13 protein-coding genes are annotated in these 15,496 nt (G+C 40.3%); 9 read left to right on the plus strand and 4 right to left on the minus strand.

All coding sequences use genetic code 11. The annotated features are described in order from the left end of the window. Positions 1-72: 72 nt before the first annotated feature. Positions 73-1,881, minus strand: coding sequence for a DEAD/DEAH box helicase (locus tag D3P12_RS06045; RefSeq protein ID WP_118194136.1), 1,809 nt, complete (start codon positions 1,879-1,881; stop codon positions 73-75). Positions 1,882-1,972: 91 nt separating this feature from the next. Beyond that, a complete protein-coding gene (locus D3P12_RS06050) occupies positions 1,973-2,449 on the minus strand; it encodes a DUF4293 domain-containing protein (protein ID WP_118194137.1) in 477 nt (158 codons plus the stop codon). 94 nt (positions 2,450-2,543) lie between these two features. On the opposite strand from D3P12_RS06050, the gene truA reads away from it, so the two are divergent. The 6 genes from truA to D3P12_RS06080 all read left to right on the plus strand — a co-directional run bounded on the left by truA (position 2,544) and on the right by D3P12_RS06080 (position 9,571). Next, positions 2,544-3,338 (plus strand): tRNA pseudouridine(38-40) synthase TruA, encoded by a 795-nt coding sequence (gene truA / locus D3P12_RS06055; protein WP_118194138.1) that lies wholly within the window; start codon positions 2,544-2,546, stop codon positions 3,336-3,338. A gap of 5 nt (positions 3,339-3,343) precedes the next feature. Beyond that, complete coding sequence (locus D3P12_RS06060) at positions 3,344-5,104, plus strand: ABC transporter ATP-binding protein (protein WP_118194139.1); 1,761 nt, start codon at positions 3,344-3,346, stop codon at positions 5,102-5,104. Positions 5,105-5,142: 38 nt separating this feature from the next. Continuing rightward, positions 5,143-6,024 (plus strand): succinate--CoA ligase subunit alpha, encoded by an 882-nt coding sequence (gene sucD / locus D3P12_RS06065; protein ID WP_118194140.1) that lies wholly within the window; start codon positions 5,143-5,145, stop codon positions 6,022-6,024. Between the two features lie 276 nt (positions 6,025-6,300). Further along, positions 6,301-6,705 (plus strand): methionine-R-sulfoxide reductase, encoded by a 405-nt coding sequence (locus tag D3P12_RS06070; RefSeq protein WP_118196998.1) that lies wholly within the window; start codon positions 6,301-6,303, stop codon positions 6,703-6,705. 120 nt (positions 6,706-6,825) lie between these two features. Further along, on the plus strand, positions 6,826-9,195 hold the full coding sequence (locus tag D3P12_RS06075) for a GH92 family glycosyl hydrolase (RefSeq protein ID WP_118196999.1): 2,370 nt from the start codon (positions 6,826-6,828) through the stop codon (positions 9,193-9,195). Between the two features lies 1 nt (position 9,196). Continuing rightward, complete coding sequence (locus D3P12_RS06080; RefSeq protein ID WP_118194141.1) at positions 9,197-9,571, plus strand: septal ring lytic transglycosylase RlpA family protein; 375 nt, start codon at positions 9,197-9,199, stop codon at positions 9,569-9,571. Here D3P12_RS06080 and D3P12_RS06085 read toward each other — a convergent pair. Next, a complete protein-coding gene (locus D3P12_RS06085) occupies positions 9,561-10,016 on the minus strand; it encodes a type I restriction enzyme HsdR N-terminal domain-containing protein (RefSeq protein WP_118194142.1) in 456 nt (151 codons plus the stop codon). The genes D3P12_RS06080 and D3P12_RS06085 overlap by 11 nt on opposite strands. A gap of 63 nt (positions 10,017-10,079) precedes the next feature. Here D3P12_RS06085 and holA point away from each other — a divergent pair, with 63 nt between their 5' ends. Further along, the gene (gene holA / locus D3P12_RS06090; protein WP_118194143.1) at positions 10,080-11,093 is read left to right on the plus strand and encodes a DNA polymerase III subunit delta; all 1,014 of its coding nucleotides are present in this window, start codon (positions 10,080-10,082) and stop codon (positions 11,091-11,093) included. A gap of 22 nt (positions 11,094-11,115) precedes the next feature. Here the strand turns inward: holA and D3P12_RS06095 are convergent, their stop codons facing one another. Continuing rightward, complete coding sequence (locus D3P12_RS06095; protein ID WP_165438721.1) at positions 11,116-12,357, minus strand: FG-GAP repeat domain-containing protein; 1,242 nt, start codon at positions 12,355-12,357, stop codon at positions 11,116-11,118. Positions 12,358-12,468: 111 nt separating this feature from the next. Between D3P12_RS06095 and D3P12_RS06100 the strand changes: the two genes are divergently transcribed. Further along, complete coding sequence (locus D3P12_RS06100) at positions 12,469-13,551, plus strand: AI-2E family transporter (protein ID WP_118194145.1); 1,083 nt, start codon at positions 12,469-12,471, stop codon at positions 13,549-13,551. Positions 13,552-13,622: 71 nt separating this feature from the next. Next, positions 13,623-15,461, plus strand: coding sequence for a glycoside hydrolase family 2 protein (locus D3P12_RS06105; protein ID WP_118194146.1), 1,839 nt, complete (start codon positions 13,623-13,625; stop codon positions 15,459-15,461). Positions 15,462-15,496 lie beyond the last annotated feature (35 nt).

The following is a 15,496-nucleotide window of genomic DNA, read 5'->3' on the forward strand; positions in this document are numbered from 1 at the left end:
GTCTATCTACTATAAAACAAGAAGCGGGAATTCTATTTGAACTCCCGCTTCTTGTTTTAATAATTATCCGTTTTACCAACGTTTCTTCATTTCGCTTTTCGTTCTTCCTGAGAAGTCACGAAAACCAGAGTCCTGTTTCTCTTTCGCCCGTCTGTCATAGCCATTTCTCGATTTTGCCTCGCCTCGGGAAGATCCCTTTGATGAGAATCCGTTTCTTGGCTTTGAGTTTCGACGACGTCCTTCACTTGGTCGGGCGCCGGCATTTTCTATACGTACTTCGCGTCCGTTAAACTCAATATTCTTAAAGCCAGAATATAAGCTGTCAACAATTTTGTCCTCAACCTCGAAGAAAGAATATACACCCTTAAGGTCAATTTTACCAACTGACTTCCCGCTTACTTTACCATTATTGCAAATAAAGCCTAACAAACTGCCTCTGTTGAATTCATCTACAGATCCAAGGTTAATAAATAGGCGAGTATATCCAGATTCAGTTCCATTTCTTCTAGAACGACCGGATCGGTCATTTTTGTCATTGATGCGAACATTATCTGTATCAACATTTAAGTCCTTAGCATCCTTGTAGTATTCTAGGAAGCGGTTAAATTCAACCGATGCAAAGCGCTTTATTAAATCTTCTTTGCTTAGGTCTCCAAACTCTTCCATGATACGAGGAACATAAGGAGCTATCTGCTCCTCGTTTACAGTTACGTTTTGAACGTTATGAATCATACCGAACAATTGTTTCTCGCAAACCTCAAATCCACTAGGAACTTCAGCTTTTATAAATTTCTTGCCGATAATTCGCTCTATCTGTCTGATTTTTCCTAGTTCCTTTACATTGATGATTGAGATAGACACGCCCGATTTTCCAGCACGGGCAGTACGACCACTTCTGTGTGTATAGTTTTCTACCTCGTCAGGAAGCGAATAGTTAATAACGTGGGTTACATTGTTAACGTCGATTCCTCGAGATGCCACATCGGTAGCTATTAACAGCTGAATGCTACGGTCTCGGTATTGCTTCATTACCTTGTCCCTTTGTTGTTGGGATAAATCTCCGTGCAAAGCATTGGCATTGTAGCCGTCTTTGATCAAAGCTTCGGCAATATCTTGCGTTTCAATTTTTGTGCGACAGAATACAATCCCAAATATTCCCGGGTTGTAGTCTATAATACGTTTAAAGGTTGAAAACTTATCGGCTGCTCGTACGACATAGTACTCATGCTCGATGTTTTCATTTCCTGTATTTTCTGTCCCCATTGTCAATTCAACCGGATCAGTCATATACTGTTTCGCTATTTTACGCACTTCACGTGGCATGGTCGCAGAAAATAACCATGTTTTTTTCTCTTCCGGAGTGGTAGACAAAATATTGTTAATGTCCTCTTGGAAGCCCATGTTTAACATTTCATCGGCTTCATCTAAGACAACGTATTTTACATTTGAGAAATCAATTGCGTTTCTTCCAAGAATATCTAACATTCTTCCTGGTGTTGCCACAACAATCTGTACGCCGCGACGTATTTGACGAAGTTGATCACTAATGCTGGCACCGCCATAGACGGATACGATGTGCACGTTGCTCAGATTTTTCGCATATTTCTTTAAGTCGTTAGAAATTTGCAAACAAAGTTCCCTAGTAGGGCATAGGATCAATGCCTGAGGGTGTTTTTGTGAAAAGTCGAGTAGTTCTAATAGAGGCAGGCCAAAGGCTGCTGTCTTTCCGGTTCCTGTTTGGGCTAATCCGACAAAGTCGTTGCTGCCTTCAAGTAAAACGGGAACGGACTGTTCCTGAATAGGAGTAGGTTTTTCAAAACCTAATTCTGTTAAGGCATTAACAATATCATGACGGATCCCCAGTTCAATAAATGGGTTCATGATGTAAATAACACGATAGGCCTAATTGCCTAAGGCGGTGCAAAGGTAGGAAAATAATTTTTAAAATCTTAGTTAAATTTTTCTATTTTTTTTAGCCTCTTAAGCGATCTACAGACTTAATCAGTTTTTCGTCTTTACGAATACCTTTAATTGCGAGTAAAATGAAGACTGCCGCGATGGGTATTAAAAGGGCCCCTATGCCAATATTTTCCAAGTGCAGCTTTTTATTGACCACTTCAGTTGCTTGACTAGCCGAAAAATACAGCCATATTCCTAATAAGATGATGAGGGCAAAATTGAGATAAGATAATTGCAATTGTTTTTTTCGATCTCTGAAGTAAAAGATAATCACTAACGGCAAGAGCGACACAAGTACAGTTGCAATTGTCTGCAATATAAATGATTCCGTTTGTATAACTCCGTCTGACACGCCTTGATAGATCCCAGTTATTTTTACGGCCATTGCCGTACCGAAGTTATCGAAATACTGTAAATATGGGAATAAGAAAAGAAGCAAGACAGTTAAGCTTGCTAAAAGTAACCATACAGTTTGAATACGTTGAATCATCGCTATTTTATTTTAAAAATACAAATATAAGATTAAGGCGCTTGTCGCAAAATTGTTTTACGTGAACAAATAAATTGTTGTCGTTATTTCTAGTATGAGAATCCTTATCTTTGCTACAGTGAGAAAAGACCAGCATAGATACTGTATAGAAATTGCTTATAAAGGATCCAATTACCACGGATGGCAGATTCAAGATAATGCAGTAACTGTACAGGAGCTAATTGATAAAGCACTGACCACTATTTTACGGCAGGAAGTTAAGACTACTGGCTGTGGCCGCACAGATACAGGGGTTCACGCAAGGCAGTTATTTGCACATTTTGATCTGGAAGAATCTAACAGTACGCTTGATGTTTTTCAAATTAAAAACAGTCTAAACTCTATACTTCCTATTGATATCACAGTTAAGGATTTATTTCCTGTTGAGCCTGATTTTCATGCTCGTTTCGATGCGGTTTCGCGAAGTTATGAGTATCACGTTCATTTTGGTAAAAACCCATTCTTAAATGGCTTTTCATGGCAATTGAGAGAGCTTCCGGACGTCGATAAAATGAATGAAGCAGCTCAGATTATGAAAGAATATAGAGACTTTAGTTGTTTCAGTAAGTCGCATACGCAAGTTCATACAAATAATTGTGATATTTACATTGCAGAATGGAAATGGATTGCAGACGATCGGTTGGTTTTCTTTATAAGCGCCAACCGCTTTTTACGTAATATGGTACGCGCTATTGTGGGGACTTTGATTTCTATAGGAAACGATTCGAAAAAGCCAGCGGAGTCCATTCGCCAAATTATAGAGAGTAAAAACCGTTCCCTCGCCGGGACGTCTGTGCCAGCTTGTGGCTTATATCTCACAAAAGTACGTTATAAGGATATCGAAATATAAGAAGCATGAGTGAAAAGGTAACCGGTAAAACATACGATGTTCAGCTGTTGCGTCGAATCTTGGTTTATATGAAGCCCTACCGGGGTGTTTTCATTTGGTCTGTCGTTCTCACATTGATCATGGCCGCAATAGCTCCCCTACTTCCTGTTATGGTGGAGCATACGCTTGACAATTATATTTTAGAAGCAGATTATAATGGCCTGTCTAAGATGGCCTTGTTGATGCTGGCGTTATTGTTATTTCAAACACTTGTCCGTTATTTTCATACTCTATTGACCAACACACTTGGGCAATCCGTTATTCGTGATCTCCGGAGCAACGTCTTTCAGCACATTTTGCAGCTAAGGTTGAAATATTTTGATAAAACACCATTGGGGCGACTGATCACACGTACTGTATCTGATTTGGAAACAATATCTGATATCTTCTCACAGGGTTTAATTCAAATTATTGGAGATATTCTTCAGCTAGCTGTAATTCTCGGGGTTATGTTTTACACAGACTGGCGCCTAACTCTTATTGTTCTGATTCCGATGCCTGTTATGTTGGTCGCAACCTACTATTTTAAGGAAGCTATGAAAGCCTCCTTCCAGGACGTTCGTACCTGGGTGTCGCGTTTAAACACTTTTCTACAGGAGCATATTTCAGGCGTTGCTATCATTCAATATTTCGGAAGAGAAAAACAAGAGTATGAAAAGTTCCTTCCGATTAATGCCGAACATAGGAATGCGCATATCAGAGCTAACTGGTATTTTTCTATTTTCTTTCCTGTAATTGAGATTATCATGGCAATAGCACTAGGTTTACTGGTCTGGTATGGGAGTAAATCTATCTTAAACGAAACCACCTCACCCGGTGTGGTCGTAGCCTTCATTATGTATATTAATATGATCTTTCGGCCAGTTCGGGAGTTGATTGACAAGTTTAATACCTTACAAATGGGTATGGTTGGGGCAGAGCGAGTATTCTCCGTATTGGATACAGACGAAAAGACGGATAATAAGGGGATATTACAGCCAGATGTACTAAAAGGAAAAATAGAGTTTTCCAATGTCTGGTTTGCTTATAATGAAGAGAAATGGGTGTTGAAGGATATCTCTTTTACGCTTGAACCTGGTCAAACCTTGGCATTAGTCGGAGCAACCGGTGCCGGGAAATCATCCATTATTAATATTCTAAGCCGTTTTTATGAAATTAATAAGGGAAGCATTAAAGTGGACGGAGTCGATATTCGGGAATACGAACTAAACTATTTACGAAAACGTATCGCGACTGTACATCAAGATGTTTTTCTTTTTTCAGATACTGTTGAAAACAATATTAATTTATTGGATCCTTCCATTAGTCGAGAGCAAATTATTGAAGCAGCACGGTCAATCGGTGCAGATAAGTTTATTGATAGATTACCGAATGGCTTTGACTACCAAGTTCAGGAAAGAGGGGCCACGTTGTCCTCTGGTCAGTCGCAGATGGTATCATTTATTCGAGCTTTGGTTCATAAACCAAATATTTTGGTGCTAGATGAGGCAACATCTTCTGTAGACACCGAAACGGAAGAGTTAATTCAACAGGCTATTGAAAAGCTAATGGAAAATCGAAGTGCGATTGTTATTGCGCATCGGCTGTCGACAATTCAAAAAGCTGACAAAATTATTGTCCTCGATCAGGGGGAAATAAAGGAAATCGGTAATCATCAAGAGCTATTAAGGTTAAACGGTTATTATAAGCGCTTATATGATTTACAGTTTAATTCTTTAGGAATTTGATTTAAAATAGTTACTTTTGCTTAACAAAAATTATACCCATGAGTGTACTCGTAAATAAAGATTCTAAAGTTATCGTTCAAGGATTCACAGGGAACGAAGGTACCTATCATGCATCTCAAATGATAGAGTATGGTACTCAAGTAGTTGGAGGTGTAACTCCAGGTAAAGGAGGACAGGAACACCTAGACCGTCCTGTATTCAATACTGTTGCAGAGGCTGTTCAAGCTACTGGTGCTAATGTTTCTATCATATTCGTTCCACCAGCATTTGCTGCCGATGCGATTATGGAAGCCGCTGCTGCCGGAATAGAAGTTATCGTTTGTATTACAGAAGGAATTCCTACAAAGGATATGATCCAAGTTAAATCTTATTTAAGCGATAAGAACTCTCGTTTAATCGGGCCAAACTGTCCAGGGGTAATTACTGCAGATGAGTCTAAAATTGGTATCATGCCTGGTTTTATCTTTAAAAAGGGTACGGTGGGTGTAGTTTCAAAATCTGGTACACTTACGTATGAGGCCGTAGATCAGACAGTAAAAGCAGGACTGGGCATTAGTACAGCCATTGGTATCGGGGGCGACCCAATTATCGGAACAACAACCAAAGAGGCGGTTGAATTATTAATGAACGATCCTGAAACAGAAGGTATCATCATGATTGGTGAGATTGGAGGAGGAATGGAAGCTGAAGCTGCTCGTTGGATTAAAGAACATGGAACGAAGCCAGTAGTTGGATTTATTGCAGGCCAAACTGCGCCTCCGGGACGTAGGATGGGACACGCGGGAGCTATCGTTGGTGGTGCTGAAGATACAGCAGCTGCAAAAATGGCAATCATGCAAGAATGTGGAATCCGCGTGGTAGAATCACCAGCTGAAATCGGAAAAGCAATGGCAGAAGAATTAAATTCAGTGACAACATAAAATACATTTGTTACTTTTAACTTATTTGTAACGTTAAAAGATGTTAATTAAAAGCCTGACATTCGTGATGTCAGGCTTTTTTTGTAACTTGTATAAGGGTCTGAGGATTTTGACTCTCTTTTATAATAAAAATTTAATTTAGCTGAAATGAAAAAGGCTAGCTTTCTTCTGTTTGATATGATAGCTATAATTCTACTGTTTAATGTAGCTTGCAATAGTACGAGCGCAAAAGATAAATTGAGTCAACATAAGCAGTCAGCAAAGGAAGAAGAGGCAATGATAACTAACCACGAGGAGGTACAAAAAATGGATACAACACAATACAACAAGCTTACACCAGAAGAAGAGTATGTTATTTTACGGAAAGGTACTGAGCGCCCTTTTACAGGTGAATTATTGGACAATAAGGAGAAGGGTACCTATGTGTGCAAGCAATGCAACGCGCCGCTATACAAGTCAGAGGATAAATTTGAGAGTCATTGTGGATGGCCCAGTTTCGATGACGAGATTGAAGGAGCTGTAAAACGTGTGCCTGACCCTGACGGTATGCGAACTGAAATTATATGTGCAAACTGCGGGGGGCATCTCGGTCATGTATTTCTCGGCGAACGTTTTACTGAAAAAAACACACGTCACTGTGTAAATTCGATTTCAATGAAGTTTGTTCCGGGTGAAAAGTAAAAGACTTGCTACGTAACTGAAATTTCTGGTATTAAAATCTAAAATCCGTATTTTTAACGATTTGAAAATACGGATTTTTAGTTTTAACCGTTCTTGAACTATCTTAACAAGGAATTAAGTTTGAAAAAAACAGCTCTTTATATACTACTAAATATACTACTAAGCATTTGCTTCCTATCAGTTAATTCATTTGCTCAGAGCAAATTAACTTCTTATGTAGATCCTTTTATCGGGACCGGCGGACACGGACATACTTTTCCCGGAGCGGTCGTCCCATTTGGGATGGTTCAGCTAAGCCCCGATAACGGAAAGGGCGGTTGGGACTGGGTGAGTGGGTATCATTATAGCGACAATCATATCGCGGGTTTCAGTCATATGCATCTTAGTGGAACTGGAATTGGGGATTGGTTAGATATCTCTGTAATGCCACTACTTAAACCATTAGATAGCAGAGACTCTATCGTAACACCAGCCACCTTTTCACATAGCAATGAACAAGCATCTCCGGGATATTATTCGGTTCGCTTAGACAATGGAATTGTAGCCGAGCTAACAACATCTGAGCGCGTGGGTTACCATCGGTATACCTTCCCGGTAAATTCTGAACCAACAATACGATTCGACCTATCCTTTACTCAAAACTGGGATGCGCCAACTGAAACTTTTATTAAAAAACTGACTGATACAACTTTTATCGGATATCGTTATTCTACTGGGTGGGCAAATAAGCAGCGTGTTTATTTTGCAGCAAAAACGTCTAAACCGGTTCAAGCCTTTTATTTGAAAGGAGAAGTTGATATCGAGGTAGGGGAAATTCCTGTCGGATTGAAGACAGAAGAGAAAGGTAAAGGAGTGTCTTCACAACTTGTTTTTCAGCCAGCGGGAACTCCGCAAACTATCGAGATGAAAGTGGCATTGTCTATGACCAGTACGGACAAGGCACTACTTGCTCTGGATGAACTAGGGCATTGGAACTTTAATGAAGCAAGAGCTTCCGCTGATGCTAAATGGGAGAAAGAATTAAGCAAAATAGAAATTCGCACGCCGAGTGAGCGTCTAAAGCGAATCTTCTATACAGCACTTTATCATACCGCCATTGCGCCGACGACTTACTCTGATATCGATGGTGAATATAAGAATGCCAATGACGAAGTCCTCCAAATGCCAAACGGAGGAACTCGTTATACGCTGTTTTCATTGTGGGATACATTCCGTGCGCTAAATCCTCTGTTTACACTTACGCAGCCAGACCGATATGGTGATATGCTCAATAGCATGCTCGCTTTTCATAACGAAAACGGACTATTGCCAGTATGGGATCTAAGCACAGCTGAAACAAACACGATGACCGGATATCATGCTGTCCCTGTTCTGGCTGACGCAATTTTAAAGAACTGGCCGGGATTAGATAAAGAACGTGCCTATCAAGCGATGAAGAATAGCGCTAATCAAGATACACGAAAAGTTCCTGACTATATCCAATATGGCTATGTTCCACAAGATAAAAGTGGTCATAGTGCGACGATGACACTTGAATATGGATACGATGATTGGGCTATTGCAGCCGTTGCCAAGAAGCTTGGAAAAACTCAAGATTACCAACAGTTCTCAAAAAGGGCACTAGCATACAAACATATTTTTGATAAGAATACAGGCTTTATGCGCGCCAAAAATAGTGACAGTTCTTGGGCGATTCCTTTTGATCCTTTTTATTCGGAACACGACGTCGATAAAGCTCATTATATGGAAGGAAATGCGTGGCAACATTCTTTTTTTGTTCCACATGACGTGTTAGGTTTAAAACAGCTCTATGGTGACGACGGATTGGAAAAGAAGCTCGATTCACTGTTTAGTATCAGCTCCAAAATCACGGGGGAAAATGCGTCACCGGATATCAGCGGGTTCATCGGACAATATGCCCATGGTAACGAACCAAGCCATCATATCGCTTATATGTACACCTTTTTTGGGAAACCATGGAAAACACAGTCATTAGTTCGGCAGATAGTAGATTCAATGTACCATGATCGACCAGATGGTTATGCTGGTAATGAAGATGCAGGACAGATGAGTGCATGGGCCGTTTGGAATATCGCCGGTCTCTATCCGGCAAACCCTGTGGGCGGCGAGTATGTAATCGGTAGTCCGATGGTCGATGGTGTCACCATTAACTTAGCGGGTGATAAAGAATTGGAAATAAGAGTATTGAACAATAGCCCTTCAAATAAATATGTCCAATCTGTGCAGTTCAACGGCAAAACACATAGCAAAAGCTACTTTATGCACAAGGATCTCATTCAGGGTGGGGAAATCATCTTTACCATGGGTCCTGAACCAAATAAAAATTGGGGAACCGATGAGTCTTGGTGGCCTGCATCTTTTGTAAATAATCATCAATTGCAAGAAACAATTGAAAATAATGAGGAAGAAAAGAAAGAAGGAGGATTCTTTAAGTCGATCGGTGAATTCTTTAAAAATATCTTCAAATAAGATGAAGTTCGCATTGAGGGTGTTATTGATCTTGTTCATTGCTGCTTCGGTAACTTCATGTGCTCCAAAAATCACACAAAGAGGTAAAGCATCCTACTATGCGGATAAGTTCAAAAACCGACCAACGGCCAGTGGCGAGCGTTATAAGCCGGGGCGGTTGACAGCCGCACACAAAACACTTCCCTTCGGAACAAAAGTAACTGTGATTAATAGGCAGAATGGCCAGCGCGTCAAGGTAGTAATAAACGATCGGGGACCCTTTGTTTCAGGTCGTATTATCGACGTTTCCAGAAAAGCTGCGAAGCGATTGAATATGATCCGGTCGGGTGTTGTGGACGTGCAGATTAAGTACAAACGACCTAAATCTAAACGGTGAAATCAGGTAGGTCTTCTATATACTGGTAGCTTTTCCGTTCAAAATCGATATGACAATAATAATGTTGGAGTCCGTTACTTACAACCAATAGTGGTACGCGATGAATGAGGTTATATCGTGCAATTTGATCAAAAGCCTCTTGTGTAATCTTTACGGATGGTGCTTTAAACTCTGCGATCAAAATCTTTTCTCCAGTGCGGTTGAATATCAATAAATCAGTTCTCTTTTGAAGTTCGTTAAGTTTTAACCCCCCTTCACATTGAATCAGGGTTTTTGGGTATCGCTTTTGATTAATGAGGTATTGTATCCAATGTTGTCTAACCCATTCTTCTGGTGTTACCAGAAGATACCGTTTTCTTAGTTCATCGAAGATAAAAACCTTACCATCTTCTTGTTTCAATCGAAAAGGATAAGGGGGAAGATTTAGGGGGATTCCTTTAAACATCTCCCAAAAATACTTATTTTTGGTTGCTTACAAAACCACTTCCGGACGATAATAGAACGAAGAATGACCTTTCAAAATATATTAGCAGATCTAAAAGCAAAGAAATATGCACCGCTCTACTTACTACATGGAGAGGAGTCTTTCTTTATTGATCAGATTACCGACTATATCGAAGATCATGTCTTGAGTGAAGCTGAAAAGGGATTCAACCAAACTATTTTATACGGAAAAGAAACCGATTTTATAACCATCGTCAACTCTGCCAAAAGGTACCCCATGATGGCTGAGTATCAAGTCATAATAATCAAAGAAGCTCAATCGCTCGATTGGAACAGGGATGCATCGGTTTCGGTTTTAAATAGCTATTTAGAGAATCCTCTTAATAGTACGATCCTGGTGTTTGACTATAAGCACGGGAAATTCGATAAAAGAAAAAAGACCTATAAGCTTTTTCAGAGTAAAGGCGTTGCGCTTGAGGCTAATAAGCTCTATGATAACCAAGTCGCTGGCTGGATCACCGATTATTGTAAGAAAGCTAGCTATCGAATTCAGCCGGAAGCGGCTGCTTTGATGGCTGAATATTTGGGTTCCGATCTGTCAAAGATTGTGAACGAAATAGAGAAGATCTTTCTTAATACCAAGTCAGATAAAGAAATAAGCACGGACGATATTCAGAAGAATATTGGAATTTCAAAAGACTTCAACGTTTTCGAGCTTAATAAGGCTCTAGGTTATAAAAATATCTTCAAAGCCAATCAAATAGTCGATTATTTCATTGCCAATCCCAAATCAAACCCACCACCCCTTGTTTTTGGCTCTTTGACAACTTATTTTGTTAAAGTGCTGCGTTATCATTACTCACCAGATAAGAATCGAAACTCCCTAGCAAAAGTAATAGGAGTCAGCCTAAACTTTGTAGACGAATACGTTGCGGCTGGCCGAAATTATAGCAAATGGAAGGTGTTTCAAATTATCCATCTTCTTCGGGAATATGATATGAAGTCAAAAGGTGTTGATAATCCAAGCAATCTGACAGGACCGCTCCTGCGTGAACTTGTCTATAAAATTCTTCATTAAAAGTCAAAGCTAGCTATTATAACTAATAATTTTTATTCTGTGACTTGGTTTCCGCGTTACGATTGCCAAAAAGCAATCGTGCTTGACTTTTCCAGCCTCCAACAATCACATCATCAATACCATCAGCGTTAACATCTCCAACAGTCATATCCCAACCTCGCGATACAACAGATGCAGGGATTGCCTTTTGAGTTACATCTGTAAAATTACCAGATCCATCGTTCTCGTAAGCCCGAAGTTGATCAGGGTTGAAGCCCGGTATCTCGACTGTGCCAACCAAAAGATCCAGATCACCATCCCCGTCAAAGTCGATAAAGTGGCTCGCGTATGAAGAAAATTTGTTTTTGGGCATACGACTCTCAGTTTCATCCGCAAAATTTGCGTTTCCATCATTGATAAGAATACGCATTTGCGGATCTTTCACCCATTCTCCACCATTGCTAGTCAAGTTAGAGAATACAGCATCCAAGTCCTGATCTCCGTCCACATCGGCGAGTAAGATCATTCTTGTCTCAAGTGGCACTAATAACTCAAATCCCTCCGTTTTTTCAGTAAAAACACCCTTGCCATCATTAATCAATAATCGATTTGGCGGCACCTCATTTCCGACCATCATATCAAGATCTCCGTCCCCATCAAGATCAGCCAACGCGATCGATTGAGTTTTGTCGTTTATTTGTGGTAGATGGGACTTCGTAGCGTCGATAAAAGTTCCTGGATTGTCAGGAACATTCAGCCACAGAAAGTTTTGTCCTGCCTCTCCTGAATTTCCTATGACGATATCCACCAGTCCATCGCCATTAACATCGCCTATATCAAGTCCATTTCCCTCGCTTTTCGCCAGCAGACGCTCATGCGCTGCCGTAAATGTTCCATCTCCATTTCCTAAATAGAATTCATGGTTTTGATCATCTTCAGCAACAAAAATCAGATCGATATGCCCATCCTGATTAAAATCAGCACTACGTACGTGCTCCGTATCGTATTTCACATCGCTGAATACGCCCCTTTTCCAAGTAAACTTTCCGGTTCCGTCATTTAAATAAAGGCGATTTACATCAAGCTCAACCCCACATACCGCATCCAGATCTCCATCTCCATCAACGTCGACTAGGAGCGGGTTCAAAATATGTAATTCAGGAGCTATGGGAAAATGAGTGTCAGTAACATCCGTGAAAAGTAAACTATCATCTGTCTGTTGGCCATCTATATTGCTTCGTGTGGAACTAGAGGACGTATTACAAGCAAACAGTATACATATCATAGTGCAGACTGCCAGGTTTAGGAGAAGAGTTTTCATAAAGGTAAATGCTTTGGTTGACATAGATAACATTTAGGCTTACTTTTTGTTTACCAAAATATGTAAACCCAACTTATGCAGAAACTACAACGATTTACCTACTTCTTGTTTTTTATTAGTCTGGCTGTCTGTGTTTTATATTTTGCCAGGGAGTTTCTTATTCCCTTAGCTCTTTCGGGTGTTCTGGCGACCTTATTTATTGGTTTCTGCACGAAGCTTGAAAACAGAGGGATGAACAGAGGAATGTCAAGTCTCTGCGCAATTTTATTGTTCCTTGGAGCAGTTGCGATAATTGTTTTCTTGCTCACCTGGAAGTTAAATGATCTTGCAGAAAACATAGAGGGGATGGAGGAGCAGATTGTGGGGCTGTTTGATAGTATGAAGTCGTGGATCAACGAGAAGATAGGTGTCTCTGCACAGAAGCAGGACGAAATGATCAAGCAGACAGAAAGTGCTAATGGAGAAAACGGTAATATGCTCTTTAACTTTGCCAGCGGGACAGTTAACGTACTAATCAAAACGATATTGGTTATCGTATATATGTATTTATTCCTTTATTTCCGATCCCGAATTAAAAAGTTTATCTTGATGATGGTTCCAAAAAGTCAAGACGGAAAAGCAGAGCGGGTAATTGAAAAGTCAGCAAAAGTCTCACAGCAATATTTAAGCGGACTATCAAAAATGATCTTACTCCTGTGGATTATGTATGGTATTGGTTTTTCCATCGTTGGTGTTGAGAATGCCATCTTCTTTGCTGTTCTATGTGGTATACTAGAAATAGTTCCTTTTATTGGCAATATTACCGGAACTTCCATTACGGTGTTGGCTGTAGTAGCCCAAGGTGGAGGCAGTAATCAAATTATCGGTGTAGTGGCTATTTATCTCTTTGTTCAGTTTATTCAAACTTACCTTATCGAACCCTTAGTAGTTGGAGATGAAGTAAATATCAACCCTTTATTCACGATCATTATTCTAGTGGCCGGTGAGCTTATCTGGGGAATACCAGGCATGATACTCGCTATCCCGCTCTTGGGTATTGTTAAAATCATTTGCGATAGCGTCCCTCAATTGCAACCCTACGGCTATCTGATAGGCTCAGACAGAAAACGTAAAACGAGCCTAATCGACAAGGTAAAAAATCTTTTTGATAAGAAATAGTTCCAATTTTTGTTATTGTGTAATAAAATGTCCTATTTTTAGAATTTACTAAATTGAATTTATGTGATTATATGAAAAGGTATCTACTTCTACTAATCGCCGTATGCTTCTTCATCCCGGCAATCTCTTATGCACAGCAAAATGGCTGGCAATTAAAAACTGACAAAATCGTAAGTACTTGGGCTGAAAATATCGATGTAACAAATGTTCATCAAGAATATCCACGTCCACAGATGGTTAGGGAAGATTGGGTCAATTTGAATGGCTTGTGGGATTATGCAATTACACCAAAGGAGGCAAACAAACCTGCTAATTTCGAAGGAAATATACTCGTGCCTTTTGCGGTTGAGTCTGCGCTTTCCGGAGTAGGGCGAACCGTAGGCAAGGATAGCATATTATGGTATAATACCAATTTTAAAGCGCCGTCCTCGCGAAATAAAAGACTGCTGCTTCACTTTGGGGCGGTCGATTGGAAGTCCGAGATATTTATCAATGGACAATCAGTTGCTACCCACGAAGGCGGTTTTGATCCTTTCACAGTAGATATTACAGATTATGTGAAAGGGAGAACACAAGAGCTGACTGTCAAGGTTTGGGATCCGACAGATGAAGGACCACAACCACGTGGTAAACAAATCCGTAATCCTCATGGCATTTGGTATACGCCTGTAACCGGTATCTGGCAGACAGTATGGATAGAAGCTGTGCCAGAAACACATATCGTATCGACCAAACATACTCCAGATATTGATAATGAAGAGCTGAGCTTCACTGCTAAAGTTGCCAATGCGAAGGCTGGCGATCAACTGCGGGTGACAGTTCTTGATGGGCAACAGGAAGTAAGCTCACAAGAGTTTGGAGTAAATGAAGAGATAAAATTAGCAATAACCAACCAGAAGCTCTGGTCGCCTGAAAACCCACATTTATATGATTTAAATATTGAATTGCTAAGAAATGGCAAGGTTATCGATCAAGTAGACAGCTATTTTGCAATGCGTAAAATATCGATGGAGAAAGACTCGAAAGGTATACAACGTATGCTGTTGAACAATGAATTTGTGTTTCAGTATGGACCGTTAGATCAGGGTTGGTGGCCAGATGGACTGTATACAGCACCGTCTGATGAGGCATTGAAGTTTGATGTTATTAAAACCAAAGAAATGGGCTTCAATATGATTCGTAAACATATCAAAGTTGAACCAGCTCGTTGGTACTATCACTGTGATCAACTGGGCATGCTCGTATGGCAAGATATGCCAAGCGGTGATTTGGGCAATCGTTGGGACTCAAGACCTGGTGTATTTGGTTTAGCGACAGAACAAGACCGTTCAGCTGAATCAGAAGCCTACTACAAGAAAGAATGGAATTTGATTATGGATGCACTTCATAACTTCCCTTCAATCGTCATGTGGGTTCCATTTAACGAGGCTTGGGGGCAGTTCAAAACAAAAGAAATTACTGAATGGACAATGGAGAAAGACCCTTCCAGAATAGTAAATAGCGCAAGTGGGGGTAATTTTCATCCCACAGGACATATTGTCGATTTACATAACTACCCCGAACCTGCAATGCCAAGTCCGGATTTATTTGGAGAAGACTATATCTTGATTCTCGGCGAATTTGGTGGCTTAGGTTTGCCGGTAGATGATCATGTTTGGCAGCAGAAGGATAACTGGGGATACCAAAGCTTTAAGACACCCGATGAGTTGTTTGATCGCTACTCAGCTTTAATGGATCGAATTCCCAATTTAATCCGTGCCGGACTTTCTGGCGCAGTTTACACACAAACAACTGATGTTGAGGTCGAAGTAAATGGTCTGATGACATATGATCGTAAAGTAATCAAGATCCCGGTAGAGAAACTGAAGCAAGTACATCAGAAACTCTATGATCCATCTTTGGTGGATTGATTTCTTGGCCACATAAATTTCACGTTTATGTGGCT

Origin of the sequence: Pedobacter indicus (genome assembly GCF_003449035.1) — a bacterium.
Lineage (GTDB): Bacteria > Bacteroidota > Bacteroidia > Sphingobacteriales > Sphingobacteriaceae > Albibacterium > Albibacterium indicum.

What these genes read in the sequence shown, in the direction of transcription:
- D3P12_RS06045 (WP_118194136.1), bottom strand. Translation starts at nt 1,881, where the DNA reads ATGAACCCATTTATTGAACTGGGGATCCGTCATGATATTGTTAATGCC.
- D3P12_RS06050 (WP_118194137.1), bottom strand. Translation starts at nt 2,449, where the DNA reads ATGATTCAACGTATTCAAACTGTATGGTTACTTTTAGCAAGCTTAACT.
- truA (WP_118194138.1), top strand. Translation starts at nt 2,544, where the DNA reads ATGAGAATCCTTATCTTTGCTACAGTGAGAAAAGACCAGCATAGATAC.
- D3P12_RS06060 (WP_118194139.1), top strand. Translation starts at nt 3,344, where the DNA reads ATGAGTGAAAAGGTAACCGGTAAAACATACGATGTTCAGCTGTTGCGT.
- sucD (WP_118194140.1), top strand. Translation starts at nt 5,143, where the DNA reads ATGAGTGTACTCGTAAATAAAGATTCTAAAGTTATCGTTCAAGGATTC.
- D3P12_RS06070 (WP_118196998.1), top strand. Translation starts at nt 6,301, where the DNA reads ATGATAACTAACCACGAGGAGGTACAAAAAATGGATACAACACAATAC.
- D3P12_RS06080 (WP_118194141.1), top strand. Translation starts at nt 9,197, where the DNA reads ATGAAGTTCGCATTGAGGGTGTTATTGATCTTGTTCATTGCTGCTTCG.
- D3P12_RS06085 (WP_118194142.1), bottom strand. Translation starts at nt 10,016, where the DNA reads ATGTTTAAAGGAATCCCCCTAAATCTTCCCCCTTATCCTTTTCGATTG.
- holA (WP_118194143.1), top strand. Translation starts at nt 10,080, where the DNA reads ATGACCTTTCAAAATATATTAGCAGATCTAAAAGCAAAGAAATATGCA.
- D3P12_RS06095 (WP_165438721.1), bottom strand. Translation starts at nt 12,357, where the DNA reads ATGATATGTATACTGTTTGCTTGTAATACGTCCTCTAGTTCCACACGA.
- D3P12_RS06100 (WP_118194145.1), top strand. Translation starts at nt 12,469, where the DNA reads ATGCAGAAACTACAACGATTTACCTACTTCTTGTTTTTTATTAGTCTG.
- D3P12_RS06105 (WP_118194146.1), top strand. Translation starts at nt 13,623, where the DNA reads ATGAAAAGGTATCTACTTCTACTAATCGCCGTATGCTTCTTCATCCCG.